We start from the raw sequence: 24,686 nt of genomic DNA on the forward strand, positions 1-24,686 counted from the left end.
GCCTCACTATAATCTGCCACGGCTCGTCCTCCTGTGATGAGGATCGGCTCGGCCCGTCCGAGCAACCCTCGGACGCGCAGTGTAGGGCGAGCCACCTCACCTACAGAGGCGGACATACGGTCTTACAATCAAGTGACAGACGCTTCTGGCTATCGGACAGTTGACCTCGGCGCGTTTCGTCCATGCGTATGGGCGTGGCGCCGGCGCTATCCCGCTCACCATGACTTTCACGGAGCGGGCGCTGCGGCCTCCAATGCCTGACCAATCCTGATCAGGTGCCTCCCACTGGATCAGTGATTATCGCCGCGCCGCTGAAAATTGCAGAGGGCAGCCTGGCTCGAGCGCTAGCCCTTGTGCCGCTAACCGTTCGTTTCTAACCCGAACTGGTCGATCTGCCAGCTAGATGATCCTAGAGCAGTCCGGATGCTAGCTCACGTTCGACTGCTTTTGCGTCGCTCGCAAGACGCTCTGCGAGGCTGCGCGCCATCTCGCCGACATAGATTTCCTCTTCCCCAGCCTCGAACCCATCAAGGATGCCCGCGGCAGCCTCGGCCGGCGTCATTTTCGGTATGTCAAGGTCCGCCGTCAAACGGGTGTCGATGGCGCCCGGCAGGGCCGCGACAACGCGAACGCCTTTCGGTGCGAGTTCAGCGCGCAGGCCTTGAGTGAGACTAAGAGCTGCCGCTTTGGATGCGCAATACGACCCCATAAGCGGAAAGTTGACTCTTGCCAGCAATGCCAAAACGTTGAGCACGGCGCCACGGTTTTTGATCAGAGCGGGTGCAAAGGCTCGGGTCATGCGTAGCGGTGCGAGATAATTGACTTCAATTTCCTCGCGCGCGATTTGCAGATTTGGGGTGCGCATGAAGGTCGCGTTGTGGTTTACACCGGCATTGTTGATTAATAGCGTGACGTCAGCGGCAATCGATGCGGCTTGGTCAACCTCTAAGTCGCTGGTGACATCTAGCCTAATCGGTATGACGCCAGGCGTGTTTGCCAGCGCGGAAACGTTGCGACCCGCAGCGTAGATTTTGGCCGCACCGCGCGTAGCTACGGCCGCGGTCAGCGCCTGCCCAACGCCCCCCGTAGCCCCCGTTATGAAGATGATGGATCCTTTGATGGGTAGCGTCATGCGACCGCCTCTAGCTTGAAAAATGACAACAACCTGACGACAGCGACCTACTCCGGCCCGAGGTCAGCTGGGAGAAACGCCGCGACCAGATGCTGCACCGGGGAGCATCGTGGGCGGAGATGTTGACATGCGGTATTCCACAAACATCTCCATACAGAATCAGCGTAAAGTGGTCGCAAAACATGTGGAGAGATCGCCTCGGACAATCCGACAACGAGACACACTCAAAGACTGACAGCAGATCCTGCGACGAACATCGGCACGAGCACTTGTGCCGAAATAACTTCAGCCGACTTCCAATTACCGAAAAGATGCTGAAGCACCAACACTCTCGGTGCAAAACCCACGGGCCTTTTTCGGCTTCCGAATCGGGGCTAGCAAGCCCCTTCCAGAGCCATGTGAGAACGAGCGACTAATCCATTCTTCTGTTATCCTGCCCCGCCAAACCGCTCATCCAACGAACCTATCCCCATTGCACGACAAATCCTCTTACGCATAGTGCGTTCCTCATTGAATTTTTTAATATAAGATCGATATCATGTAAATGGGAAGAGTCGGCAGTACCGTCATGCGCAACTGCGAATCGGGGAGATCCCTTTGAAACCAGTCCGAAACAGCGCTCCCAACGAAAGGGACGATTCTTTAGTGCAGCGAGAGCCGGCCCCCCTTGCCGCAAGGCCGGGAATTTCGCACTTGGCGAGCTCCGATGTCGAATCTCGGCTGTCCGATTTTGAGTTTAGGTTGGAGCGGCTAACTCAGGCGTATTATCGCTGGAAAGCCGCATGTTTTGCCGCGGTCTGCGAGGTGCCCCTTACTGGTGACGATGTCGCTCTCATTAACGTCGTCAACATCGGAAGCGAGCCGAAGCGGCTCTCGGAAGTTGGGCAGTTGCTTAACCGTGTCGACATTCCCAATCTTCAGTATGCCACGCGAAAGCTCGTACGGGCGGGCCTCATCGAGACTGAAGGCAGTTCATCTCGCAAGGAAACACGGTATAGGACAACCGCAAAGGGACAAGCCGCCGCCGCTGCGTATGCCGCCCTCCGTGGAGAGACGCTGCCTCCGATGCTTGACGCCCTCGATGAGTGGGTGGCCAATCTCGAAAAGACAGGCAAGCGCATGGATTTGCTCGCGAGCCTTTACGGTCAAGCAGCTCAAATTGCGATTAGTCGACGCCATCAATCTTGAACGATTGCGGTTGGCGAACGCAGGAAAACATTGGCGCGTGACAAGCCATGGGCGGCCAAGCAACAGCTAGGCGGACCGTCAATCGGCCACGCTATGTCCATGCCGGCTGCGGTTACAGCCTCCCGCTGGTTGCCACCTTTTTGAAAGTCCGTTCCAGATGCTGATCAATCAGCGGCGCGAGCGCTTGCATGTCGCGCCTGAGTGCCGCGGTTCGGATCTGATCGTGCTCCTGCTTGACGTTTCGCTCGACACTCTTGGTGGACAGGCAAATCCGGCGATACCGCTCGGCGCAAACATAAACCTGCTCGCGGAGCCGGAGAAGCCAGCTGGACGGGCAGGCAGAGACTAGGGCATCGTGATACGCCTTGTTCAGGGCTTCCCATTCAGTGATAGCTGTGGCGTCGCCGCGATCAATACGCTCCTGAACCCGTTCCAGCCGGTAAAGCGCGGCCACCAATGCCGCTTCCCATTTCTCGTCGCCATGTTTGAGCGACTGTTCGAGGGCCTGCTTTTCAAGCATTTTGCGCATGTCCGTAAGGTCGCGGAAATCCGCAAGCGACATCGGCACAACCATGAATCCGCGCCGGTCAAGGCTGACGACGAGGTTATCGGAGACCAGCCGCGAAAGCGCTTCGCGAAGAGGGCTTGGCCCGATCTTATACTTCCTGTTGAGCATCCCAATTCGCAACCGAGTCTGGGGCGCAAGCTCGCCGGACAATATGTCTTCGCGCAGGATCTGCCACGCGGCCACGGCCTGGGATGAGCCTTCATTCTCATCCTCAACGTCGACAATTGGTCTTTCGAGTTTGTTCATCTTCGTGACAGCCATTTTCCACGGTGTGTCATTGACGGCCTGAAAAATCAACGAGAAAGTCGGCTTTTACCGACATTTTTCACGAGAATGTGGTTTCTGACAAGGGGCACTGTCACAACCTCACTTTGGCATCCAACACATTCTCGGATCCAAAACGATCGAGTCGGACCGTGGGGTAAAACAAGCACGCACGAGCTGGCTCCGCCAAAGATGCCAAGGTCCGTTCGCGACGGATTGCCAATTGCACGGCGCCTCCTCCTCGCTCTGCGAGCGCCGATCTACATCAAGGTCATTTTTACCGATAAAATAATTGACATACGACAAAAACATCATTTATCGTCTGTTTTCTGAGGAGGATGCGGCCTTGCCGCAATCAGGCTCGATGTATCGATGACCATGCGAGCGGCGAGTACGCCCGCATGAGGGCATGTGTTTGTCCAAAGACATCGCAATGGGAGGTTCTATGGCATATGCAATCGGCGTAGATACGGGTGGCACCTTCACGGACGGATTTCTCGCCAGCACAGACGGCATGCTGGTGTCCGCAAAGGCCCACTCGACGCCCCCCGATTTCTCGCGCGGCTTCATCAATGTGCTGGTGGAGCTGGCGAACTCCATCGGGAGCAGCGTGGAAGAGTTGCTGTCGAAGACGGAATACATTGTCCACGGTACGACTTCGACGCTCAACGCCGTCATCACCGGCGATGTGGCGCGTGTGGGGTTCCTGACCACCCGCGGGCATGGCGATTCTATCCGGATCATGAATCTGGAGGGGCGCTATGCCGGCCTCGATCCGAGCGCCGTTCAGAATATCTCGCGCACGAACAAACCTGCACCGCTGGTGCCGCATCGGGATGTGATCGAGATTGACGAGCGTATCGACCACAAAGGAGCGGTCATCGTTCCCCTTGACGAGCAGGGCGTGCGCGCCGCAGTGAGAAAGCTCTACGATGACGGTGTTCGGGCGATTGCCGTTTCGCTGCTCTGGGCGTTTCGCAACCCGGTACACGAACGACGCATTCGCGAAATTGTCGAGGAAGAGGCGGCCGAGCTCTATGTAGCTCTCTCGCATGAGACGAGCCCCCGCATACGAGAATATACCCGCAGCGCCACGACCATCATCAACACGCAGATCGGACCGGTGTTGAAGGGATATCTAGCGCCGCTCGAAGAAGAATTGCGCGCCAAGAAATTCGACGGCTCGTTGTTGATCATGCAGGGCTCTGGCGGATGTGTACAGGCTGCCGACGCCTCGAAACACGCCGTCGGCACTCTGGGATCCGTTCTCACCGGTGGCGTTGTTGGCTGCCTGCGTCTAGCCGAGCGTCTCGGGCACAAGAATATCATTTCCACTGACATGGGTGGAACCACCTTCCTTGCGGGGTTGGTGCGCGATGGCAAACCGAGTACCACGACAACCACCGTGCTGCATCAGCATCAGATCAATACGGCGATGGTCGACGTTCGCACCATCGGCGCCGGCGGTGGTGCGATCGCCTGGATCGATGGGGGAGGTAATTTGCGCGTCGGACCGCGTAGCGCCGGAGCCCGTCCTGGTCCGGTCTGCTACGGCGAAGGCGGTCACGAACCAACTGTCACCGATGCTGACCTCGTCCTTGGCATCATCAACGGCGACAATTTTCTCGGCGGTCGCAAGAAGCTGTCCAAGGAACTCGCGGCCGAAGCGATCCGCACCCAAATCTCCGAGCCACTCGGCCTGACCGTGGAGCAGGGAGCGGCCGCGATCTACGCCATCCAAAATGCCCAGACAGCCGACCTGGTTCGCAGCGTCGTCGTCAATGGCGGACACGATCCGCGGGACTTCGTGCTCTATTCGTTCGGCGGAGCCGGTCCGGTCCATGCCGTCAATTACTCCGCCGATCTCGGGGTGTCCGAAGTGGTCGTTCCGCTCGGCTCGACCGCGGCGGTGTTCTCGGCCTACGGGCTCGCGTCCTCGGATATCGTGCTAACCGCGGAAATGTCCGACCCGAGCAACTTCCCCGTCGATCCAATCACGCTCAACGGCAACTTCGAGAAGCTTGAGGCCGAACTCGCCGAGCGCCTGATCCAGCAGAAGCTGCGCCTTGCAAACGTGGTCTTCGAGCGGGAAGCCGAACTGCGTTACACGATGCAGATGGCGGAAGTGACGACTCCTGTCCCGGGCGGCGCGCTTGAGGAAGCGGAGATTGCCGGCATTGGCGCCAGTTTCGAACAGCTCTACGAGCGCATCTACGGCAAGGGCGCGGGATTCAGCGACGCGGGCCTGCAGATCATCACGTACAGGGTGCGCGCTGTCGGCATCCTTCCAATCCGGCCCGATCTCGCCGCGCACGAGCGCGCGATTGCCGATCCGGTTCCATCATCGAGCCGCAAGGTTTTTCTCGACACACGCAAGGGATGGCAGGACACGGCGATCTACGATTACCGCGCCTTGGGCTCCGGGTCGAAGCTGTCTGGACCCGCTGTGATCGAGACGCCGACTACTACCGTCGCGCTGCCGGAAGGCTTCGCCGGCGTCGTGGACACCTACGGCAATCTCATCATTCGCGTCGCGAATTCGGCCTGAGGGGAGGAAAACATGCCGCTCATTCAAATCGCAGGATCGGAGCGTTTTGCATATCAGCCGAAACCGGCTGAGCAGACGAGGAAGCTCGCCTCCGGCGTCAGGTTGCACACCGTGTCCGACGGGGACATCGATATAATCGATCCGTTGACCTATGAGGTTATCCGCCACCGTCTTGCCGCGATCGCCGGAGAGATGGGGGACGGCCTGAAGCGCATGTCGGGTTCCGTCGTGGTGACGGACTGCAACGACTTCGGCGCGACCATTCTCGACGAATGTGGAGATTCGGTCGTCGTCGGCCTCTACAATACGCAGCTTGCAGCTTCGGTCGATATGGCCGTGAAGTGGACGCTGGAAAATCGCTCCAGACAAACCGGTTTCCAGGCCGGCGACATGTTCTTGTGCAACGATCCCTGGGTCGGCGGCGGGCTGCATCAGAACGACGTGACGGTCTTTGCGCCGCTCATTCATGATAGCGAGGTCTTCGCCTGGACCGCGGTCGTGTGCCATCAGGTCGATCTCGGAGGCGTTTCGCCGGGAAGCTGGTCGGTCGAGGGGCGCGACGTCTTCTGGGAGTCGACGCCGATCCCGCCTGTGAAAATCGTCGAGGCTGGCAGCATCCGGTCAGACATCGAAGACATGTATCTTCGCCGCTCCCGGGTGCCGCGTCTCATCGCGCTGGATCTTCGCGCCAAGATCGGCGCCAACAACATCGCCCAGGAGCGCCTGACCGCCCTGATCGCAAAATACAGTGCGCGAACTGTCAAGGCGGTCATGAAGCGGATGATGAACGATGCCGAGGCAAGACTTCGCGCCAAGCTGCAATCGCTCCCGGACGGGGTGTGGAGCGGGGTCGCCCATCAGGATTCGTTTCGCCACAGCGACCGCAATGTCTACAAGATCCTGCTCACCATGACGAAGCGCGGCGACAGTTTGAAGTTCGATTTCACCGGCACGGATAAGGAAACCGAAGGTTTTGCCAACTGTACCTTCGCCGGCTTGCGCGGTGGCATCATGCCCATAGTGCTGACCATGTTGTGTGGCGATATCCCGTGGTCACCGGGCGGCCTGTATCGGTGCCTCGACATCGTCAGCGAACCAGGCACGATCAATAACTGCAATTTCCCCGCCGGCATCGGCAAGGCCTCTGTTGCATCCGCCTGGGCGACCCAGAACGTGGTTTCGGAATGCGTCGCGGGCATGCTTGACGTTCATCCTGACCACCGAAAGTCGCTGATGTGCGTGTGCTGCGGTACCTGGGATCTCGCGGTCCTCGCCGGGCTCGACCAGCGCGGCAATCCCTTCGTCACGATGATCTGCGATTCCATGGCGGGCGGTCTGGGTGCACGCGTCGATCAGGACGGGGTCGATACCGGTGGTCTCAACTGTATCCCGATGGGTCGTGTCGCTGACGTCGAGATCAATGAATTCAGCTTCCCCATGCTCTATCTATGGCGGCGAGAGGAGATGGATTCGGGCGGCCCGGGCCGCTTCCGTGGTGGCATGGGTGGCTCGAGTTGCTTCATCCCGCACGATTCTCCGATCGGCGGCGTGCATCTCGTCGTCTCCGCGACCGGCAAGGCGTTGCCTCAGGCGACAGGCGTCAGCGGCGGCTACCCTGCCGGCACCCAGTATGATGTTCTCAAGCGCAATGCGCGTGTCGCTGAGCTTTTCGGGGCTGGACGTATCCCCTCCACCCTGGAAGAGGTTGGAGGCGCGGCCGACATTCTCGAGGCGCATCTGGAAACCCATCTCGGTGAGCAGGACGTCTACTATACTCACTGGCAGGGGGGTGGGGGGTACGGTGACCCGCTTCTTCGAGATCCAGTCCTCGTCGCCCGCGACGTGGGGGCTAGCAAGGTGTCCCTGAGGGCGGCTAACGACGTCTATGGCGTACTGCTGAACGCCGAGGGTAATGCGGACGAGACCGCTACACGCCGTCGCCGCACTCAAATCCGATGTGAGCGCGTCGGCGAACCCGTCTCGAACCAGGCAGCGGAGTGAGTGCCATGAAGATTGATGACAATGTTCGGCTGCAATCGGACGGAAATGTCGTCTGCAACCACTGCGACCATCAATTGGGAACGAGCGTTGGGAATCCCTTGGCCAATGCCATCCGTCGCGAGCGGCCTTCCCAGGATGCGGGGCCAGGGGTGCGCGCCCCGGCGTCACATTTCACTGAGCGGCCGATAGGCCTTCGCCAAGTCTTCTGTCCCGGTTGCTATGTCCTGCTCGCCACTGAGATCGCGCCGACGGATGAACCATCCTATCGGCATTGGGCTTTGCAAAGCGTCGACTGAGTCCAGGTCCACATGCATTTGACGGCGCACGTTGGACCAGGTTTCCCGATGCGCACCGCACTGAGCGACGGCGCATGTGGGAGGACAAGCATGTCGAATTCCTAAATGCGTGTTCGCGATCAATCAGCCTCGTATCCGGCAGCCTTGAAGAAGTTCCTTTAGCCAGTTGACAGCCAGTTGACGTGGTCAGAAAAACATCATAAAACATATGAAATTGAATGTAACTTTCCAAGACGGTCCGAGCATGGACTGGGAATTGGAGTCCTGCTCGGCCTGTCGGGCGGGGTAGCGTTGCGGCCCGCCGTTGAAAGGGCAATGCACATGCGGTCACCGTCATCAGATGTCATTAAGTGTATCGAACAGCTCATCGCATTCGATACGACGTCCCGCAATTCCAACCTGGCCCTGATCCATTGGGCAGCCGAGCGACTTGAGCACGCCGGTGCACGGCTGCGGTACAATTTCAATGCTGAAGGAACCAAAGCGAACCTTTTCGCCACTTTTGGCGATGGACCGGGCGGCGTCGTGCTTTCAGGTCATACCGACGTGGTGCCGGTAGACGGTCAAGCTTGGACCACGGATCCATTTCAGGCGGACGTCCGAGATGGTCGTCTCTACGGCCGCGGGTCGTGCGACATGAAAGGCTTTGTCGGGGTGGTTCTGGCGAATGTAGATCGGTTCAGCCAGGCTCGCCTGCGGGAGCCAATTCATTGCGCGCTGACCTACGACGAAGAGGTCGGCTGCTTGGGTGTGCCGGGGCTAGTCCAGGAGATCAAGAAAGCTGGCGTTTCGCCGATTGGCTGCATCGTCGGCGAGCCAACCGACATGCGCGTGATCTTAGCCCACAAGGGTGGTCGAATCTACCGTTGCCGCGTGACGGGGGTTTCCGCCCATTCCTCGTTGACGCCGATCGGAGTCAACTCGATCGAATACGCAGCGCGTCTCATCACCTTCATTCATCAACTTGCGGAAAAAGAAAGGCAGAGCGGCGCGCGGGAAGATGGCTACGACGTTCCCTTCTCCACGATGTCGGTCAACATGATCCAGGGAGGGACGTGGAACAATATCATCCCGGCGGTCTGCGAATTTTACTTCGAGTACCGCTTCCTTCCCAGTTTATCCGGCGACTACTTCATAGATGAGATCAAGCGTTTTGCATCTGAAGAATTGATTCCGAAGATGAAAGCCGTCGATTCCAGGGCGTCGATTGATTTCGAGCAGTTGCTTGCAAATCCCGGCCTCAATACCACGGATGGGGAAGATATATTCAGGCTTGCCTTGGACCTAACAGGCGACACTGAGCGCCGCAAGGTTGCCTATGGAACAGAAGCCCCCTTTTTCCAGCAGATCGGGATAGCCAGCGTGATTTGCGGGCCGGGCAGCATCAATCAGGCCCACCAGCCGGATGAATATGTGACTCTGGAGCAGTTGGCGGTTTGCGAGAACTTTGTTCACCGGTTGGTTGACAGGCTGTCGACATAGTTCGTGCCTGCAAAAATACCTCATGTGAGAAAATAGACGTTAGCAAATGGGAGATTTGCGATGGTAGCGATAGCTTCGGCGCCACGTGCTGTAAGCACCGACGTACTGGATAAACTCTTTAGAAAGATTACTTGGAAGATAATACCTTTACTCTTTGTCGGATATGTAATCGCTTATATTGATCGCGTTAATATCGGCTTTGCTAAGCTGCAGATGATGGACGATCTGCAGTTTAGTGCGGCGGCCTATGGCTTGGGAGCAGGCATTTTCTTCCTGGGCTTTATCGTTGTTGAGATTCCTAGCAATCTCATCCTGTATCGCATCGGCGCCCGGGCGTGGCTGGCGCGGATCATGATCACATGGGGGGTGATTACGATCCTCATGATGTTTGTGAAGACGCCAGCGTCGTTCTACCTTCTGCGCTTTCTGCTGGGCGTTGCCGAGGCGGGCTTTTTCCCGGGGGTGATCTATTATCTGACGCTCTGGTATCCTGAGAACCGACGGGGACGGGTTTTCTCAGTCTTCGCGGCCGGCTCAGCCATCGGTGGTTTCATCGTTGGGCCTCTTTCCGGCTGGATCATGTCTCATCTGAACGACGTCGCGCACCTTCGCGGTTGGCAGTGGCTGTTTCTCTTGCAGGGAATACCCGCCATCCTGCTGGGCGGACTTTTGTTCTTGCGTCTGAGCGACGGACCTTCCAGCGCAAAGTGGTTGAGTGCTGAAGAACGGGCGAAGCTGTCGGAACAGGTAGGCGCCAAAGCAGTTGCCGGGCACGCGCATTCGAGCGTTTGGACCGTTTTCCAAGATGGCAGAGTGTGGCTGCTCGGATTGATCTTGGGGGCGGCCAACCTGGGTATCTACCTTGGCGTGTTCTGGATGCCGACGATAATCCGGGACGCCGGTTTTCAAGACCTCCAAACCGTCGGGTTCCTTTCAAGCATTGCGTATCTAATCGCCGCAGCCGCCATGTACGCGCTAGGACGCAGCTCGGACTATGTTGGTGATCGTAAATGGCACATTGCCACAATCCTCGTCATCGGCGCTATCGCGCTCACCGTGAGTCCTCTCTTTCACCAAGTCGCATTTGTGGGAATGAGTGGAGTCATCATCGCAACCGCATTGCTCATTGGCATAACGCCTCTCCTGTGGGCGCATGCCTCTAGCTTCATTGACGGAAAAATCGCAGCGGCGGGTTTTGCGCTGATCAATGTTTGCGCAGGCGTCGCCGCATTCCTCGGGCCATACATAATGGGCCTTTCAGAGCAGTATCTGGGAAGCACTGACCTGGTATTTTATGGCATTGCGACCGCGTGCGTCATTGCCGCCGTGCTTCTGGTTGCCGCTCCCACTCTGTCCGCTGGCAGAGCAGCGTAAGGGTTGAGTGAGATGGATCAATCGGCCCTAATGTGAGATTGGAGCCAGCAAATGCGAAATGGTGGTCGCATTCGACGAGAAACGGTCTGGCGCCGTGGTCAAAAGTGGATCAGTGTCTTTCCACGCCGCCAGTTTCTCCGTCTCTCCGACAATTTCGACCATGGCAAAGACCTCTTCGGATATTCTGTCGCCGAGATGAGCGGCGCGGATTGAAACACGGATACCGGCCCGTGCCTCGCTACCGCTACCGAAGCGTTGGGGAACGCATGTTCCTATCTGAGTCCGCGGGTGCAGTTGATCGGTAAGGGCACCCAGTGGCCGGGCTCACTATTGGAGATGCGGATGTTGTCTGCCTTCACCGTCGTGCCGAAGCGGCGCTCGTGATAGCCGCCGGTCCAGCAGCGTTTCCCCATAAGGGGCTCGACTCAATCAGGTCACATGATGTTGTGCTCAATCTTGGACAGAAGCTTAACAAGTTCTGCCAATTCCTTGCGGCTGAGTCCGTCAACTGCCCTTTCCTGATGACGAAGTGCTGCCGGAACAATTTTCTTGAACGTCCCTTCGCCTCTGGCGGTCAGGCTTATTTCCGCAACGCGGGCATCGGCCGCAGACAGGCGGCGTGCAACATGGTCAGTCTCCTCAAGCTGACTTATGATGCGGCTTATAGTCGGTTGTTCCATGCATGTGAGTTCGCCAATCGCACTCATGGAAAGAGTCCCATAAGATTTCAGGACCGCCAGAACTCTCCACTGTGACGGATTTATTCCCTGACGACGAACAGTAGCAAGCATCATGGCATTTGACTTCATCGTTACTCGATAAAGCAGGTAGGGAAGAAAGGCGTCCAACCAATAGTCTCCCTTTTCCAGCTCTGACGTGATGTCCATTACTCACCTCTTCAACGGGCGGGTCGCGCAATGCCAACCTCTCGTTCGGCCCAGAGTTCGCTTGCTAGCAAAGTGGTAGCGCGGGTTGCCGTGATTTCAGCTGAACGCTCCTGGTTATGCACACGAGGAATCGCAAGCTGCCCCTTGGACAATCCCGCCTCAACCCGCTCGAACGGGTCAGCGTAGATTGATGGCTACGCCGGCCCATCAACGTCGGGAATGAACACCCCGTAGAAAGCGAAATTCGGACCTTCAATTCCAAGACAAATCACCGCATGGCTTGACTGTCAACACCTCAAGTGAAGGCCCTCGATGCAGCGGTCAGGGAGGCAATTTCCTATGATATTTAAAGGGCTTGAGGGTAGGTGTAAGATACGATCTCGGTCGTTTCAGCATCAAATAGGACTTTTACCGCCTTGCTCTAAAAAGCATTCTATTACATATGATTTCGACTTCTATTCGATGCGCGTAGTTGGTCGCGCGGCTCGCGACGGGTGCGATCGATGGATGAACTGCAGGCACGGTATGTTAGGAGGGAATATGGTCAACTTTGGTGCGTTACGGTCGCGGTTCCCAACTCTCTCGTACAAGGTCTATTTGAGCAGCGGCTCATACGGCCTGCTCTCCACCGATGTGGAACAGGCGTACCACGCCTACCTCGCCGACCGAGTAAAGTATGGCGCCGAGTGGGATGGATGGCTCGGCCGCTACGAGGCTGTCCGGAAAAGCATCGCTGATTTGATCAGCAGTTCGGCTGACGAGATCGCCCTGACCGCCTCCGTGTCGGCAGGGATCAATGCGATCGCGAGCGCACTCAACTTTGCCGATGGACGCGACAAGATCGTGCTGAGCAATTTCGAGTTTCCAACGAGCGCGCAGATTTGGCATGCGCAATCATTGCGTGGAGCTCGTATTGAACACGTGAAAGAAGGGCAGGACGGTTACATTCCAGCCGAGCACTTCGAAGAACTGATCGATGAGCGGACAAAGATCGTCTCGATATCTCACGTCTGCTATCGAAACGGTGCGAAGCTCGAGGTTGAGAAAATTGTAGAGATTGCCAGGCGATACGGGGCTCTCGTCATTCTCGACTGCTATCAGTCGGTCGGAACGGAAGAGGTCGATGTCAAGAAGCTCGGCGTCGATATCGCCGTTGGCGGAATGATGAAGTATCTCATCGGTAGCGCTGGTCTCGGTTTCCTCTATGTGCGGGAGGGCTTGATCAGGGAATTGTCGCCAACGGCTTCTGGTTGGTATGCACAAGCTGATTTTGGGGCGATGGACATCTTCGCCAACACGCCATCGACTACCGCCAAGCGATTTGAAGCCGGTACGCCAGCGGTTCCCGTTCTCTACGCCGCTGAGGCTGGACTCAATATCATCCAAGAGGTTGGACCTGCCGCGATCGGGTCCTATCTTTGCGACCTGACCGGACGCTGTATTGACCGGTTGTCCAGTGCTGGGTGGCAGATTGCGACCCCACGAGACGACCATCGGCGCGGTCCAATGGTGGCCATACGCTCTAAGGACGCCAACCGTTTGGTTGCTCAACTGACGGAGCGGAGTATTGTGACGTCCTGCCGGGATGGCAATGTCCGCGCAGGCTTCCATTTCTACAACAACAATGACGACGTAGATCGGCTACTGTCCGCCCTTGAGTCCAACAAGGATCTGCGGGTGTGACCCTTGTCTATCAAAGGCCTGGGTTTTGCTGAGGGCGGTAAGCCGTCACCCTGAGCCAAACGAGAGAAAATGCTCATAGCGCTACTGTCGCGGCGCAATATTTTTAACCGAACATGAGTTTAACATGTCCGTCATTCCGAACGATTTCGACAGCTATCCTGATTCCAAGGGTTATTTTGGTGACTACGGTGGCCGCTACATTCCCGAAACTCTGATGCCTTTGGTGTTGTCGCTCGACGCGGCATACGGAGAGGCGAAGGAAGATGACGAATTTCAAGCGGCTTTCCGTAGCTATCTACGCTATTTCGTTGGGCGTCCCAGTCCACTCTATTTCGCGGAGCGGCTGACAAGTCACTATGGTGGAGCCAAGATCTACCTGAAGCGTGAAGAACTCAATCATACCGGTTCCCATAAGATCAATAGTTGCATCGGCCAGATCTTGCTCGCCCGGCGAATGGGGAAAACACGCATTATAGCGGAGACTGGAGCTGGCCAGCATGGCGTTGCCACCGCAACGGTTTGCGCTCGGTTTGGACTTCCCTGCATCGTCTATATGGGCACGGTGGATATTGAGCGGCAAAAGCCCAATGTGTTTCGCATGAACCTGTTGGGCGCCGAGGTTCGGCCCGTCTCCGCAGGCTCAGCGACGCTCAAAGACGCCATGAATGAAGCTATTCGCGATTGGGTAACGAACGTTCACGACACCTACTATCTGATCGGTTCGGTGGCCGGACCCCATCCCTATCCTGCAATGGTTCGAGACTTTCAGTCAGTTATTGGCCGGGAAGCGCGCGAACAAATATTGGAATTGGAGAGGCGACTGCCGGATGCCATTGTCGCGTGTGTGGGCGGAGGCTCGAACGCGATGGGGCTCTTTCATCCATTCCTGAAAGATGAAGGCGTCCAGATCATTGGGGTTGAAGCCGCCGGCTCCGGGATCGAAACGGGCCGCCACGCGGCTGCCATCAATGGCGGACGTCCGGGAGTGCTGCACGGCAACAAGACCTATTTGCTGCAAGATGCCGACGGACAGATTCACGAGGCTCATTCGATCTCGGCCGGCCTAGACTATCCTGGAATCGGTCCTGAACATGCTTGGCTTCACGACATAGGCCGAGCCAGCTACGTCACCGCGACAGACAATGAAGCCCTGGCAGCCTTTCAGTTGCTTGCCGAACTTGAAGGCATCTTGCCGGCCATCGAATCGGCGCATGCACTGGCGCGCTTGCCGGAAATCGCTCGCGACTTTGGCCGAGACGGGATTGTTGTCGTGAATTTGTCGGGCCGCGGCGACAAAGACGTGCATTCCGTCGCCCGATATCTCGGGCGCGAGATATGAGCGGCTGACAATTTGGGTAACATGAGCACGCTCGTTGCCACTCCCCTGGCGCGGGACAGACTGAATTCGATGCCGATACCCGCTGACGAGGGGTACGCTGGTGACCCTCCCTGGACAGAACTCACTCATCGTTCTGCCGAGACCGGGTAGCGATTGGCCGGACTCCCTCGAATTGCATTCTCGAGCAAGTCATAAAGGAAGACGTTATCGTCGCAGGCGCAAGTGTTAAACCAGAGCTTGCGTATCGGGTGCACGAACGCCCAACCATGGGCGCGCGTCATCAGAACGCTGTCGGTGGTGTTCTCCAGCGGGTCGCCGCCAGTGACCACCTTGATGAGCAGGTGTCCGTCGGAGATGCGGTCGAGCGCCGCCGTCATACGCGCGGCGAGCGTCGGGGACTGCAGGCCGGGCTGCACCGCGACCAGGAATCGCAGCCGTTTCGCGAGGGGCGCCAGCGCCATTTCGGCAATCCAGAGCCTTCCACCACTCTGCCGCGCGACGTCGGCATCCAACATTAGGCCATCAAACTGTAGAGTTACTTCATTCCAAAAACGCGTCTGATTTTGGAAATTTCCTCAGGAACAACACGCGGCTCAGCATACGTAGGTGCCGTTGGTCGCGACCACGCTAACGTCAATTCAAGCCCTAGACTAAACGTCCGCTATTGGCAGTCGCGATCTACAACGTTGGTGCGGGCAACCGCGGTGTGGCATCCGCAATCACTGCCTTGACACCTGAACGGCGCCCAATCTTCGTAGGCCACGAGCTCACCGACGCACGAAAGAGCTGCTCAAGTCAGGGATCATGGCACTGTTATCGATCAAAACCCAGAATATCAGGCTCGCCTTGCCGTAGGGTTTGCTCTGGAGAAACTCGGCTTTGTCGGCGCGCCATGGATCACCTTGCCCCGACTTCCAAATGTGCTCATCACGCTGTACTGCCCTGAGAACCTTCCGGTCTAAGACTCAATTAGAAAAGCGCACAAAACCGCGCTGCCAAAGAGCAGGGTTTTCGCTCTTGGCGTGACTGCGCCATTCGATGCATTCGGCGGCGAGCACCTTGAGCGTCTCGCGCAGCGGTGTGCGCAAGGCACCGAACAGTTGGCAGGGCTCGGCTTCTGGAATGCGTGCGCCGTCGACTAGATTTCCCTCCACGATGTAGTTGCGCAGCCGAACCAGCACCTCGTCATACAAGCGACTGTGTTTTCGATGGAGGCAGACGTGATGTTTCGCTAAAGTCCCAATTCTGCGGCGCTGCAGAAGTCAGGCGCAAAAACGCGACAAAACTCGGGATTTTTGCGTCAGGTTTAGCTTTCTTTCCGGATCGCTCCCCCGAGACGCTTTGCCCCCTCGACGAGAGTAGCGGTCGTGCCGGCGAAGGTCAGCCGCAGGAAAGACCCGTCTGGATCGGCCGGGAACCACGCACGGCCAGGACCTACAACGACACCCCGCCGGGCCATTTCGGCGGCAAGCCCTGTATCGGAGATATGGTCCGGCAAGCGTATCCATAGGTGCATGCCACCTTGAGGAACCCGGAATGCAATCCTGTCCCCTAGCTCGGATTTCAGGGCTGAAACCAGCGTGTCGCGTCGTTCGACCAGGGCGGCGCGTGCCTTTTGGAGGTGACGCCTCCAAGCCGGTGCCGTGACCGCCGACAGGGCCGCCGCTTGCAAGGGGCCGGAGACGAAGAAATCGTCACATCCACGCATCGCCTTCAGCCTCGCCAGCGCCGCCCCGCGCGCCATCACAGCCGCAACCCGCAAGGCTGGCGCGGCCGACTTCGCCAGCGATCGGATATAGATGACATGCCCGTCCCGGTCGGTCGCGGCGAGCGGTTCGGGGGCCGCGTTGGCAAGGTCGAAGTCACGCGCCCAATCGTCCTCGATCACGAATGCGCGGGCTTCCTCGACGGCGGCCAAGATGGCGGCGCGGCGTGTTGCCGGCATCACCGCGCCACTGGGATTGGAAAATGTCGGCTGGCTGTAGAAGACTCGCGCACCCGTCCGCCGAAACGCATCGGCCAGCAGACCCGGCTGAGCGCCATGTTCGTCCATCGGGACCGGGATGAGTTCGAGGCCCGCCGCGCGTGCCGCCGAGATCGCGCCGGTATAGGTCGGCGTTTCAACCAGAACGGGGCGGCCGGGCGGTACGAGCGCCCGGAAGGTCGAGGCGATGGCCGCCTGTCCTCCGGGATAAATGATTACGTCATTCGGCGTGAAAACAGCGCCACGGCCGACCTCGCGCGCGAACCAGCCGCGCAGCGATTCCAGACCCTCGACCGGCAGGCGATCCCATAGTTCGGAGCGCGTTGCGGCTCGCCGCAAGGCGCTTGCGAGAAGGTCAGTGGGCTGAAGCTCAGGGGGCAGATAACCCATGCTAAGAACGAGGCTCCCGGCCGGGGGCAACGTGGTCAACGCTTGCATGATGCCGTCGCCGCCGCGCGCAGAGCCAAGGGCGGCCGATTGCCAGGAGAAATCGGCTTCCTTCGCTCTGTCGTCCGACGGCGGACGAACAAAGGTTCCCTGACCAGGGCGCGGCTCGATCAGTCCTTCACTCGCCAATTGGGCAAAAGCGCGCTCGACGGTCTTGGGGCTGACACGATGCTCGTGAAGCAGTTCGCGAACCGATGGAAGCCGGTCGCCAGGGCGGGCGACTGCGATGGCCTCGCGGAGCGATTGAATAACGACGGAAAGACTGTTATCTCTTTTCATGAGAGATACAGATAACACTTCTCAGTTAGCAGCGGAAACGCTTTCGCCGGTCTCAAACCCGGCCCTTCAGGTCATCACCGCCGACATGCTTGCCGACAGGTTGCCGGTGAGCGTTTTTGTCCCTTATCTCCTCGCCGCCTTCGTGCACTCAATGGCCTACGGGTCCAGTTTCCTGCTTTCCGACTTGCTGCAATCGGTCGGATATGAGGGTACGATGGCCGGTTCGGTAATCAGCGCCGGCATTCTCGCCACGCTGGTCGGCGCGTTGTTCGCCGGGCATATGGCGGAACGCGCAGGTATCATAGTCCTAGTGTCCGCTTCGGTAGCGGTCATGGCCGGGGCCATGACCTGCTTTGCCCTGACCGGCACCGGCGGTCTGCCCTTCGCCTATGCCGGAGGGCTGCTGCTTGGTTTGGGCTGGGCGCTGTTCTACATGCTCGCCCCGATCCAGCTCATCCATTGCCTGAAGCCAGCTTCGCGGCTGGAGGCACTGATGCTGCTGTCCGGATCGCAGATGCTCGGCCTCGGCATTGCCGCCCCGCTCGGCCGCTTCGTCGCTGGCCGCTTTGGCGGGCCAGGCGCCGCTTATGCCTGCTATGGCGTTCTTTGCGTCCTGGCGGCGGCGCTCGTGCTGTTCATCCGGCAGACGATCAAAAGCCAACCCCAGCTCCCGATGCACGCCGTTGCCCTTTCGCTCAAAGCAGTCTTCTCGATCCTGCGGGCCAGGACAGTCCTGCCGGTCATGATGATGGGCATTGCCGCCTGTATCTTCGCCGGCCTCTCTATATTCCAGAGCCTCTATGCCCAATCACGCGACCTCGCGCCGGATATTTTCTTCCTGACCTTCACCGTCACCACGGTCGCCTTACGCTTCTCGGGTGCATCGTTGATCGGCAAACTGCCGCTCGGTCCTCTCGCCCTTACGCTCTTTCTGGTGACCTTGGCAGGAATCGGACTTCTTACGGTGAACGGAGGAAACGTCACGCTCTACATCGCAGCCACCATCCTGTTCGCGACCGGGTATGGCCTCACCTATTCGACACTGAATGCGATGGTGGTCAATCTGGCCGGGGAACGGAACCTGTCGGTGCCGGTGGCCTCGCAGGTGTTCACGCTCGGCTATTTCGTCGGGCAGTTCGGGTTTCCCTATATCGGCGGGAGTCTCATTGCCGCGCGCGGCATTGACGCCGCATTGCTGGCAATGATCGGCCTGGTCGCTGTCAATATCGCGATCGCCAGTCTGATGCTGAAACGATCGGCGTGAGGCCGATGTGAAGTCGGTTAACTGTCGTATGATAGGCTCAACATTACGGCCTCGTGGCGGACTGGCTACGCAGAGGACTGCAAATTCCGATATCCTCGGTTCGAATCCCTACCGTGTCCAGGATTTTCCCTGAAAATTCAAGGGTGGTGTGTCTTGATACAAAAGTCAGGTAATTGCTCACCCCCCACCCAAGAATCGATCTGATGACGGTCTTTTGAGGGTGATGCAGCATTCTGCCGTCTCATCATGCTGGCCTTGTCCGCGGTTCGATTCGCAAGCGTTACGCCTTGTCGCCTCGGATGGTCTAAGATTGCTATCCAGATCGGCATCTGCGAGGCAGGGGGTGAGCAATTACAAAGTCAGCATTATTGCCTATAGGGAGGATGGCGCTTGTGACGCCCGATCCAACTGCCAACTCTGTGCATGGCTGTGTCGCAAACTTTTCGGTAAGCGGACCGTGGCATGGAACGCTCCTCAGCTTTGGAGGGGCACGCAATGTTCAAGGGTCGCCATTTCGAGCAGTCGGTGATCCTGCTGTGCGTGCGCTGGTACCTGGCCTACAAGCTGAGCCTGCGCGATCTGGAAGAGATGATGGCCGAACGCGGCTTGAGCGTTGATCATTCCACCGTGCATCGCTGGGTCGTTCGTTTCTCGCCAGAACTGCTGGAGCGCTTCAACAGGCGCAAGCGAACAGTTACCCGCAAATGGCATCTCGACGAAACCTACATCAAGGTCCGCGGCAAGTGGTTATCTCTATCGCGCCATCGACGGTGCTGGTGCAACTGCTCCTGCCCTTTGCGCTCGGACAGCTGCTGGAACCGCGGATCGGCAACTGGATACGCTCTCGCAAGACCCTGCTGATGCCTGTCGACCGCGGCTCGATCCTGATGGTCGTCTATCTGGCCTTCAGCACGGCCGTCGCCGAAGGGTTCTGACACATGTTCTCGCTGCGCGACATCGCCCTGGTCGTTGTCGCTGACATGGTGTTGCTCGGCTTGGTGCTTCCGTTGACGACCTATGGCAGCCGGTTTCTCGGCTTCGACAAGGCCGACCAGATCACGATCACCTTCTGCGGCTCGAAGAAGAGCCTGGCGAGCGGCGTCCCGATGGCCAACGTCATCTTGCCGGCCAGGGCGTCGGCGCGATCGTTCTGCCACTGATGCTCTTCCATCAGATACAGCTCATGGTCTGGGCCACGATCGCCCACAAATATGCCAGCGCGGCGCACCGGTCCGCCATGCCGCAAGCCGAGCCTACGGCTTCGGTGGCTTAGTTGGGTTTGCGTATATCGCAAGAAGCTCCGGCGCCGCAGGACGTTTTTCTGGTCTTCAATATTGCCGATCAATTCCGCTAGGGAGGCCGCCGCCGCCATCGTTCTGGCAAGCGCTGCCCTCACGGCTGCCGCGCGGAATAAGACGGAACGATACGGGAATATTTCTGATTCTAGCCCACGAAAAATCCAATGAAATCAACGTTCTTCGTACATCCTCCGGGCCCACCATCCTCATATTCGTCTCCAATGAAATCAAGGGTTTGCGTGCGCTTTTGACTAACCGGGTCATGCCGTTAGCCAAATTCTGTTCTTCGGGCGTTCTCACGATGCCCCGTAAGCCTTGGTAATGGCGGCCTGAGATTTCTTCTTTTGGTTGCCCGCCGCTATGTAGGTTTGGACTTCCTTGATGTCCCGATGGCCCGTAATGGCCATGATCTCGAACACATCGCACCCGGCATCGAACAGCCGTACACAAGTCGCCTTGCGCAAACCGTGCGGGGAACGATGCGGAGGAAGTCCAGCCTCCTTTGCTGCTTCTATGATCCAGTTCGTAAAAGCGAATTCTGATCGTGCTGCGCCGTAGGCCGTCGCGATGAAGACGAGGTGGTCATGAATGATTGTGTCGAGCACCGCCTGAAAGTCGGAGTGAATGGGGATCGAAAGCTGTGCCCCCGTTTTTCTGGCTGTGATAACGATCCTGCCGTCCCTTATGTGCTGGGGTCCCAGCCGAACGGCGTCACTGCGGCGTAATCCGGTGTAGAGGAGGATTTCCATGGCAATACGCTGTGGCGTCCCTACTTTCCAAAATGCACGGAACTTAGCGATGTCTTCTTCGTCCCACGTCTCATATCCCTTTGCCTTGTGCTGAACGCGCTCGGCATTCAACATTGGGTTGTCTTCGCGATACCCCCATTTTACCGCCAGCCGGAGTAGCGTGGTAAGGCGCTTTTTGAGCTTGTGCGCCTGAGCTGTGGACTTCTTCGCGATCTCGCCAAGGATTGCGTCAATGTGCTTAGTCTTGATCTCCCGCACAGGACCGTCGCCATGAAATTTACGGAAGGCTTCAAGCTGGTTGCGGTACGTCGATCGGGTTGTCGGAGCTTTCGACGTGAAAGCGCTCGACTGATAGTATTCTGCAATGAGTGCGTTAATGGTCCCGGACACGGACTTCGACGCGCCCGCGCTGGGTTTTTGCTCCGGGGTGCCTGCCAACGCCGCGTGATATGCCTTCCACCATGCTTCGGTATACATCGGCCACGGAAGCGAAGCCGTCTTCTGTCCGGCCCGGCGGAAGGTGTTGCGGGGCTTCCCTCGGCTATCGACGAATTGGTGAACGTATTTGGGTTTCTTCAACTTCATTTAGGCAGCACCTTGTCCCAGTAGTTGCCAGGGACGGCTGCCTTGCCATCTTTCGCAGTCTCGACGAAGAAAGAGCCATCCGGGTTGGCCTTAATCCCCGTGACTGCAAAACCCATGTTTTCTGCGCTCTTGATCACTTTTTTGATCGCGATAGGGCTGTGTTTAGAGGAGCCAACTGGTTTGAATTTGAGGAGAGTTTTTACAAATTCCATTGCGCTAGCCTTTGCTCATTCGGTCGTCTTTGCGGGCCTTGATGTTTCGTTCTCAGATTTGACCGCCTTTAAAATCTGGAGAATTTCGCCGGACATGCTCCGGCCCTGCTCAATCGCTCGGTCCTTGAGCCAAAGCCTAATTTCAGGGGTAAGCGGAACTAGGAGCGGCTTCCGCTGCGGCTCAGCAGTCATCGTCTGATCCTTCCTTATTGTGGATTTTGCTATCCAGATATATACATCGGATATGGCATCGTCAATATACAAAGGATATGGATGGATATGAAGCCTGGTATGGAACACGAGAAGCGCAAGCGTGAGGGGCAGCAACTGCTACTCCGCTTCCCAAATGGTTCTGACATGAGGGACCGTCTCAATGAGATAGCGAGGGGGAATGGGCGGTCCCTCTCAGCCGAGATTTTTCACCGCCTCGAATGGAGCCTGGAAGCTGAGGCAAAGGGCGAGTTTGCCAGCGGCTCCAACACCGGCCTCCAGTGGAAGACGGAACAGCTGGAGGCGACCGTGCGGCTTTTGGTGGACGCGCAGAACCAACTCCGCACCGACATCAATGCGTTGAAGGACAAGATTGAAGGGATCAGCCGGTGCTGATTTCCATCCGAACTTCGGTCAATACTTAAGGGCTCTCTACAAATTCCATTTTCGTGGACGTTGAGCATTCTGTCATTCCCGGACCGCATTTCCGCAGCACGGTGCGGTCGCGTTCGTTCAAAAAATAGGCACCCAACACCCACAACGTGATCGGTTCGCCCTCGTGCTCCCACACCACCTCTTTGAGGCTCCCCATCGTATCTATGTGTATGACTGAGGCTGGTGCGGGAAGGGTTATGCAGTCAAGGCGCTCTACGAGGTCGGGTCTCTTGGCTGCCATGAGATTTAACGCTTTTTCCAAAATCCTTGGCGTTGAACACCCGATCATTGGCTCTTCGCTAGACAGCAGGCGTGCGTTGTATTTCCGGACCTCAGTGTGAGCGCTAACCATCCCAATCGTTGTGGCAAGGGCAAATCCTAGAAGCCCCGCGGCAAGATTTTTCATCGGACTTTCTCCAAACGTCTGAACGGCCCAAAACCTGAGCCGTCGCACATTCTTCAATTTGTAAGCTCGTCATGCAAGTAAATTACGGAAATTCACAATTCCGTAATTAGCGTCGATGCCCTCCGGCGCGAACCTCGCCTACTGCACCAGCAGGAGGCGATATGGTCGATCTGCGGGAGAGGTTTGGCAACCTGGTGGCACTCCACCGAAAAGCGCACCGACTGACGCAGCAGGAGCTTGCGGAACAGGCTGGGGTGAGCGTCGATATGATCTCAAAGATCGAGACTGGAGCCACTGGCGCCCGGTTTGCCCTGATTGAGCGGCTCGCAACGGTCCTCAAAATTGATCCGGGGGAGCTGTTTACGATTGAAGGATCCAAAGAGGTCCTAAACCGGGAACCTTTGAATGGCCTCGTTACGAGACTTGCTGTGCTCGGTGACGCAGATTTGGAGTGGATTTCGGGAGTTGTGGATGCCGTGCTGAGACGACGATGACGGTCCTTCCCTGCGGTTCCTGTGCAATAATTGCACGAACGGCTGCCGTCGGATCGCCGGCTCTTTGCACACCCAAGCGAGGCAATCCTCGCTAAGAGGTTCAACAATGTTGGCAGTGGGGACCCACAGGTCACTGCTGGTAGGGCTTTTGAAGCATGCAGGACGGAATGAGCAAGGAGCCTCTTTGGATCGGAAATACCCACTTCCCGCACGGCTGGACGACGAACAAGACGATTGGGGATGTCTTGGCCACCGTGGTTAAGGCGGCCAAGCGTCGGGCCAAGCTCCGTATCAAGTTAAAGAAGGCTGGAAAGGGTTGGCAGACTTCGCAAGCCCAAGCTGCATACATCGGCGCATCTCTAGTCCGGCTCGATGCTATAATCCGGGCGGCCAAGAGGCTCAGCTACGAGAAGAAATTGGAGGTACCGCAATACGAGCAAATTGCGGCGGGGCTAAAATTACATAAGCCGATTGACGAGGCAGTTCGCGTATATCTCAAAAAGAAATCAAACGGCGGTTATCGGTACTTTTGTGACTTCGGCGTACGCCATCGAGCGGCGCAGGCGCTTGTCGCGGACATGATCAATGCCCAGGCGCAGTCGAAGCCATTCCAATACGACACAAAGGGACGAGGTATAGGCGACGCTATATTGAAAATCCGTCAGCTTCATGCCGCGGGATACACCTACACGGTGCGAATGGACATAAAACATTTCTTTGACAGTTTCGATCATCAGGCTATTATCCAAGCGTTGCCGATATCTAAGGACGTCACAAGGCACGTAGTGATAGGCACACATTACAAACTCCAAGGCCAGACGCTCACCCAGGAGGAGAAGCACCTACAGGACACACTCCACAATTATCTTACACTCATCGCCGAACGCGGCTTGCCGCAGGGTTCGGCCTGCTCGTCAGCAATAACGAACTTCTTCATGTCGAAGCTCGAACCGCAGTTGCCCAAGGGCGCCTGGTTCCTGAACTACGTGGACGACTTTCTCGTGTTGGCGCAGTCGCCTGAAAAGGGTTCAAAGGCTAAGAACGCCCTGACATCCTCACTCAAGGAGATGCCCGTCGGTCATTTCGAGCTGCTGGAGAAATCGAGCGGCTCGTTCCAATCAGGGGTGGAGTTTCTCGGCCATGCTTTCGCCGAGCAGCCAGACGGCACCCTAAAAGTGACGGTGTCTCAAGCCAACATTCACAAGATTATGGCTTGGACCGCCGAGGAACTTGATCGGATAGTCGACAAGTTCAATGTGGATCAAGGGAAACAATGGGTATCGCTCGACGCCATGACAGCTGCTGTTGGGCTTGCTCATCACATTCTTTCATGGCTCAGAACCTTTTCTCACGCGGATGACGCGACCGAGCACGAGCAGGAGCTAATGGAGCGCATCGAGACACTTGCGCTCGCTACAGGCCAGTCAGCTGCTCAGATCATAGCACTCGCGAAAAAAACACCGAACACCGACTGGGAACTCTACGCCTCATAGGCGAAGGTGTGGGGCAGTGTGTTAGGAGGTAGACCTTCACCGTCCCTTAATAGCCGGCAGGTCGATCT

Annotated in this window: 19 protein-coding genes and 5 pseudogenes; 14 read left to right on the forward strand and 10 right to left on the reverse strand. The window is 57.5% G+C overall.

Going from position 1 to position 24,686, the window contains the following annotated elements; translation table 11 throughout:
* Positions 1-409 precede the first annotated feature (409 nt).
* Positions 410-1,132 carry an SDR family oxidoreductase gene (locus ACH196_RS30825; RefSeq protein WP_396650673.1) on the reverse strand — a complete coding sequence of 241 codons (723 nt, stop codon included), beginning with the start codon at positions 1,130-1,132 and terminating at the stop codon, positions 410-412.
* Positions 1,133-1,825: 693 nt separating this feature from the next.
* Between ACH196_RS30825 and ACH196_RS30830 the strand changes: the two genes are divergently transcribed.
* Positions 1,826-2,320, forward strand: coding sequence for a MarR family transcriptional regulator (locus ACH196_RS30830; protein WP_396650674.1), 495 nt, complete (start codon positions 1,826-1,828; stop codon positions 2,318-2,320).
* Between the two features lie 112 nt (positions 2,321-2,432).
* Here the strand turns inward: ACH196_RS30830 and ACH196_RS30835 are convergent, their stop codons facing one another.
* Positions 2,433-3,134, reverse strand: coding sequence for a GntR family transcriptional regulator (locus tag ACH196_RS30835; RefSeq protein WP_396650675.1), 702 nt, complete (start codon positions 3,132-3,134; stop codon positions 2,433-2,435).
* Positions 3,135-3,597: 463 nt separating this feature from the next.
* Here ACH196_RS30835 and ACH196_RS30840 point away from each other — a divergent pair, with 463 nt between their 5' ends.
* From ACH196_RS30840 to ACH196_RS30860, 5 genes are all read left to right on the forward strand, one after another.
* The gene (locus ACH196_RS30840) at positions 3,598-5,700 is read left to right on the forward strand and encodes a hydantoinase/oxoprolinase family protein (protein WP_396650676.1); all 2,103 of its coding nucleotides are present in this window, start codon (positions 3,598-3,600) and stop codon (positions 5,698-5,700) included.
* 111 nt (positions 5,701-5,811) lie between these two features.
* Entirely contained in the window at positions 5,812-7,701 is a 1,890-nt protein-coding gene (locus ACH196_RS30845) for a hydantoinase B/oxoprolinase family protein (RefSeq protein ID WP_396650677.1), read from the forward strand.
* Between the two features lie 5 nt (positions 7,702-7,706).
* Entirely contained in the window at positions 7,707-7,997 is a 291-nt protein-coding gene (locus tag ACH196_RS30850) for a hypothetical protein (protein ID WP_396650678.1), read from the forward strand.
* 177 nt (positions 7,998-8,174) lie between these two features.
* Entirely contained in the window at positions 8,175-9,479 is a 1,305-nt protein-coding gene (gene argE, locus ACH196_RS30855; protein WP_396650679.1) for an acetylornithine deacetylase, read from the forward strand.
* Positions 9,480-9,539: 60 nt separating this feature from the next.
* A complete protein-coding gene (locus tag ACH196_RS30860; protein WP_396650680.1) occupies positions 9,540-10,853 on the forward strand; it encodes an MFS transporter in 1,314 nt (437 codons plus the stop codon).
* Between the two features lie 434 nt (positions 10,854-11,287).
* Here the strand turns inward: ACH196_RS30860 and ACH196_RS30865 are convergent, their stop codons facing one another.
* Positions 11,288-11,740 (reverse strand): MarR family winged helix-turn-helix transcriptional regulator, encoded by a 453-nt coding sequence (locus tag ACH196_RS30865; RefSeq protein ID WP_396650681.1) that lies wholly within the window; start codon positions 11,738-11,740, stop codon positions 11,288-11,290.
* Between the two features lie 540 nt (positions 11,741-12,280).
* On the opposite strand from ACH196_RS30865, the gene ACH196_RS30870 reads away from it, so the two are divergent.
* Both ACH196_RS30870 and trpB read left to right on the forward strand, forming a co-directional pair.
* Positions 12,281-13,423: an aminotransferase class V-fold PLP-dependent enzyme gene (locus ACH196_RS30870; RefSeq protein ID WP_396650682.1), complete on the forward strand. Its 1,143-nt coding sequence runs from the start codon at positions 12,281-12,283 to the stop codon at positions 13,421-13,423.
* A gap of 124 nt (positions 13,424-13,547) precedes the next feature.
* Complete coding sequence (trpB, locus tag ACH196_RS30875) at positions 13,548-14,762, forward strand: tryptophan synthase subunit beta (protein ID WP_396650683.1); 1,215 nt, start codon at positions 13,548-13,550, stop codon at positions 14,760-14,762.
* A 298-nt stretch (positions 14,763-15,060) separates the two neighbouring features.
* Here trpB and ACH196_RS30880 read toward each other — a convergent pair.
* The 4 genes and pseudogenes from ACH196_RS30880 to ACH196_RS30895 form a co-directional block, all read right to left on the reverse strand.
* A pseudogene (locus ACH196_RS30880) lies at positions 15,061-15,235 on the reverse strand (LLM class flavin-dependent oxidoreductase); the annotation flags it as partial.
* A 570-nt stretch (positions 15,236-15,805) separates the two neighbouring features.
* Positions 15,806-16,006 (reverse strand): annotated as a pseudogene (locus ACH196_RS30885) (GntR family transcriptional regulator); the annotation flags it as partial.
* A gap of 62 nt (positions 16,007-16,068) precedes the next feature.
* Entirely contained in the window at positions 16,069-17,136 is a 1,068-nt protein-coding gene (locus ACH196_RS30890) for a PLP-dependent aminotransferase family protein (protein WP_396650703.1), read from the reverse strand.
* A 147-nt stretch (positions 17,137-17,283) separates the two neighbouring features.
* Positions 17,284-17,472: pseudogene (locus tag ACH196_RS30895) on the reverse strand (GntR family transcriptional regulator); the annotation flags it as partial.
* On the opposite strand from ACH196_RS30895, the gene ACH196_RS30900 reads away from it, so the two are divergent.
* The 3 genes and pseudogenes from ACH196_RS30900 to ACH196_RS30910 all read left to right on the forward strand — a co-directional run.
* Positions 17,471-18,736: an MFS transporter gene (locus ACH196_RS30900; RefSeq protein ID WP_396650684.1), complete on the forward strand. Its 1,266-nt coding sequence runs from the start codon at positions 17,471-17,473 to the stop codon at positions 18,734-18,736. The pseudogene ACH196_RS30895 and the gene ACH196_RS30900 sit on opposite strands and share 2 nt — an antisense overlap.
* A gap of 495 nt (positions 18,737-19,231) precedes the next feature.
* Positions 19,232-19,520: pseudogene (locus ACH196_RS30905) on the forward strand (IS6 family transposase); the annotation flags it as partial.
* A pseudogene (locus ACH196_RS30910) lies at positions 19,507-20,009 on the forward strand (bile acid:sodium symporter); the annotation flags it as partial. The pseudogenes ACH196_RS30905 and ACH196_RS30910, both read left to right, overlap by 14 nt.
* Positions 20,010-20,330: 321 nt before the next feature.
* On the opposite strand, the gene ACH196_RS30915 reads toward ACH196_RS30910, so the two are convergent.
* Together ACH196_RS30915 and ACH196_RS30920 are read right to left on the reverse strand one after the other, a co-directional pair.
* On the reverse strand, positions 20,331-21,368 hold the full coding sequence (locus tag ACH196_RS30915) for a tyrosine-type recombinase/integrase (RefSeq protein ID WP_396650685.1): 1,038 nt from the start codon (positions 21,366-21,368) through the stop codon (positions 20,331-20,333).
* Positions 21,365-21,580, reverse strand: coding sequence for a hypothetical protein (locus tag ACH196_RS30920; RefSeq protein ID WP_396650686.1), 216 nt, complete (start codon positions 21,578-21,580; stop codon positions 21,365-21,367). Before ACH196_RS30920 ends, ACH196_RS30915 begins: the two co-directional genes overlap by 4 nt.
* 279 nt (positions 21,581-21,859) lie before the next feature.
* Between ACH196_RS30920 and ACH196_RS30925 the strand changes: the two genes are divergently transcribed.
* Positions 21,860-22,186: an Arc family DNA-binding protein gene (locus tag ACH196_RS30925; RefSeq protein ID WP_396650687.1), complete on the forward strand. Its 327-nt coding sequence runs from the start codon at positions 21,860-21,862 to the stop codon at positions 22,184-22,186.
* 25 nt (positions 22,187-22,211) lie between these two features.
* On the opposite strand, the gene ACH196_RS30930 is transcribed toward ACH196_RS30925, so the two are convergent.
* Positions 22,212-22,631, reverse strand: a complete 420-nt coding sequence (locus tag ACH196_RS30930) for a hypothetical protein (protein WP_396650688.1) — start codon at positions 22,629-22,631, stop codon at positions 22,212-22,214.
* A gap of 161 nt (positions 22,632-22,792) precedes the next feature.
* Here ACH196_RS30930 and ACH196_RS30935 point away from each other — a divergent pair, with 161 nt between their 5' ends.
* Complete coding sequence (locus ACH196_RS30935; RefSeq protein ID WP_396650689.1) at positions 22,793-23,125, forward strand: helix-turn-helix domain-containing protein; 333 nt, start codon at positions 22,793-22,795, stop codon at positions 23,123-23,125.
* 167 nt (positions 23,126-23,292) lie between these two features.
* Positions 23,293-24,618 carry a reverse transcriptase domain-containing protein gene (locus tag ACH196_RS30940; protein ID WP_396650690.1) on the forward strand — a complete coding sequence of 442 codons (1,326 nt, stop codon included), beginning with the start codon at positions 23,293-23,295 and terminating at the stop codon, positions 24,616-24,618.
* Positions 24,619-24,686 lie beyond the last annotated feature (68 nt).

This window comes from Mesorhizobium sp. IMUNJ 23232 (assembly GCF_044326205.1).
In the GTDB taxonomy this organism is placed as follows: domain Bacteria; phylum Pseudomonadota; class Alphaproteobacteria; order Rhizobiales; family Rhizobiaceae; genus Kumtagia.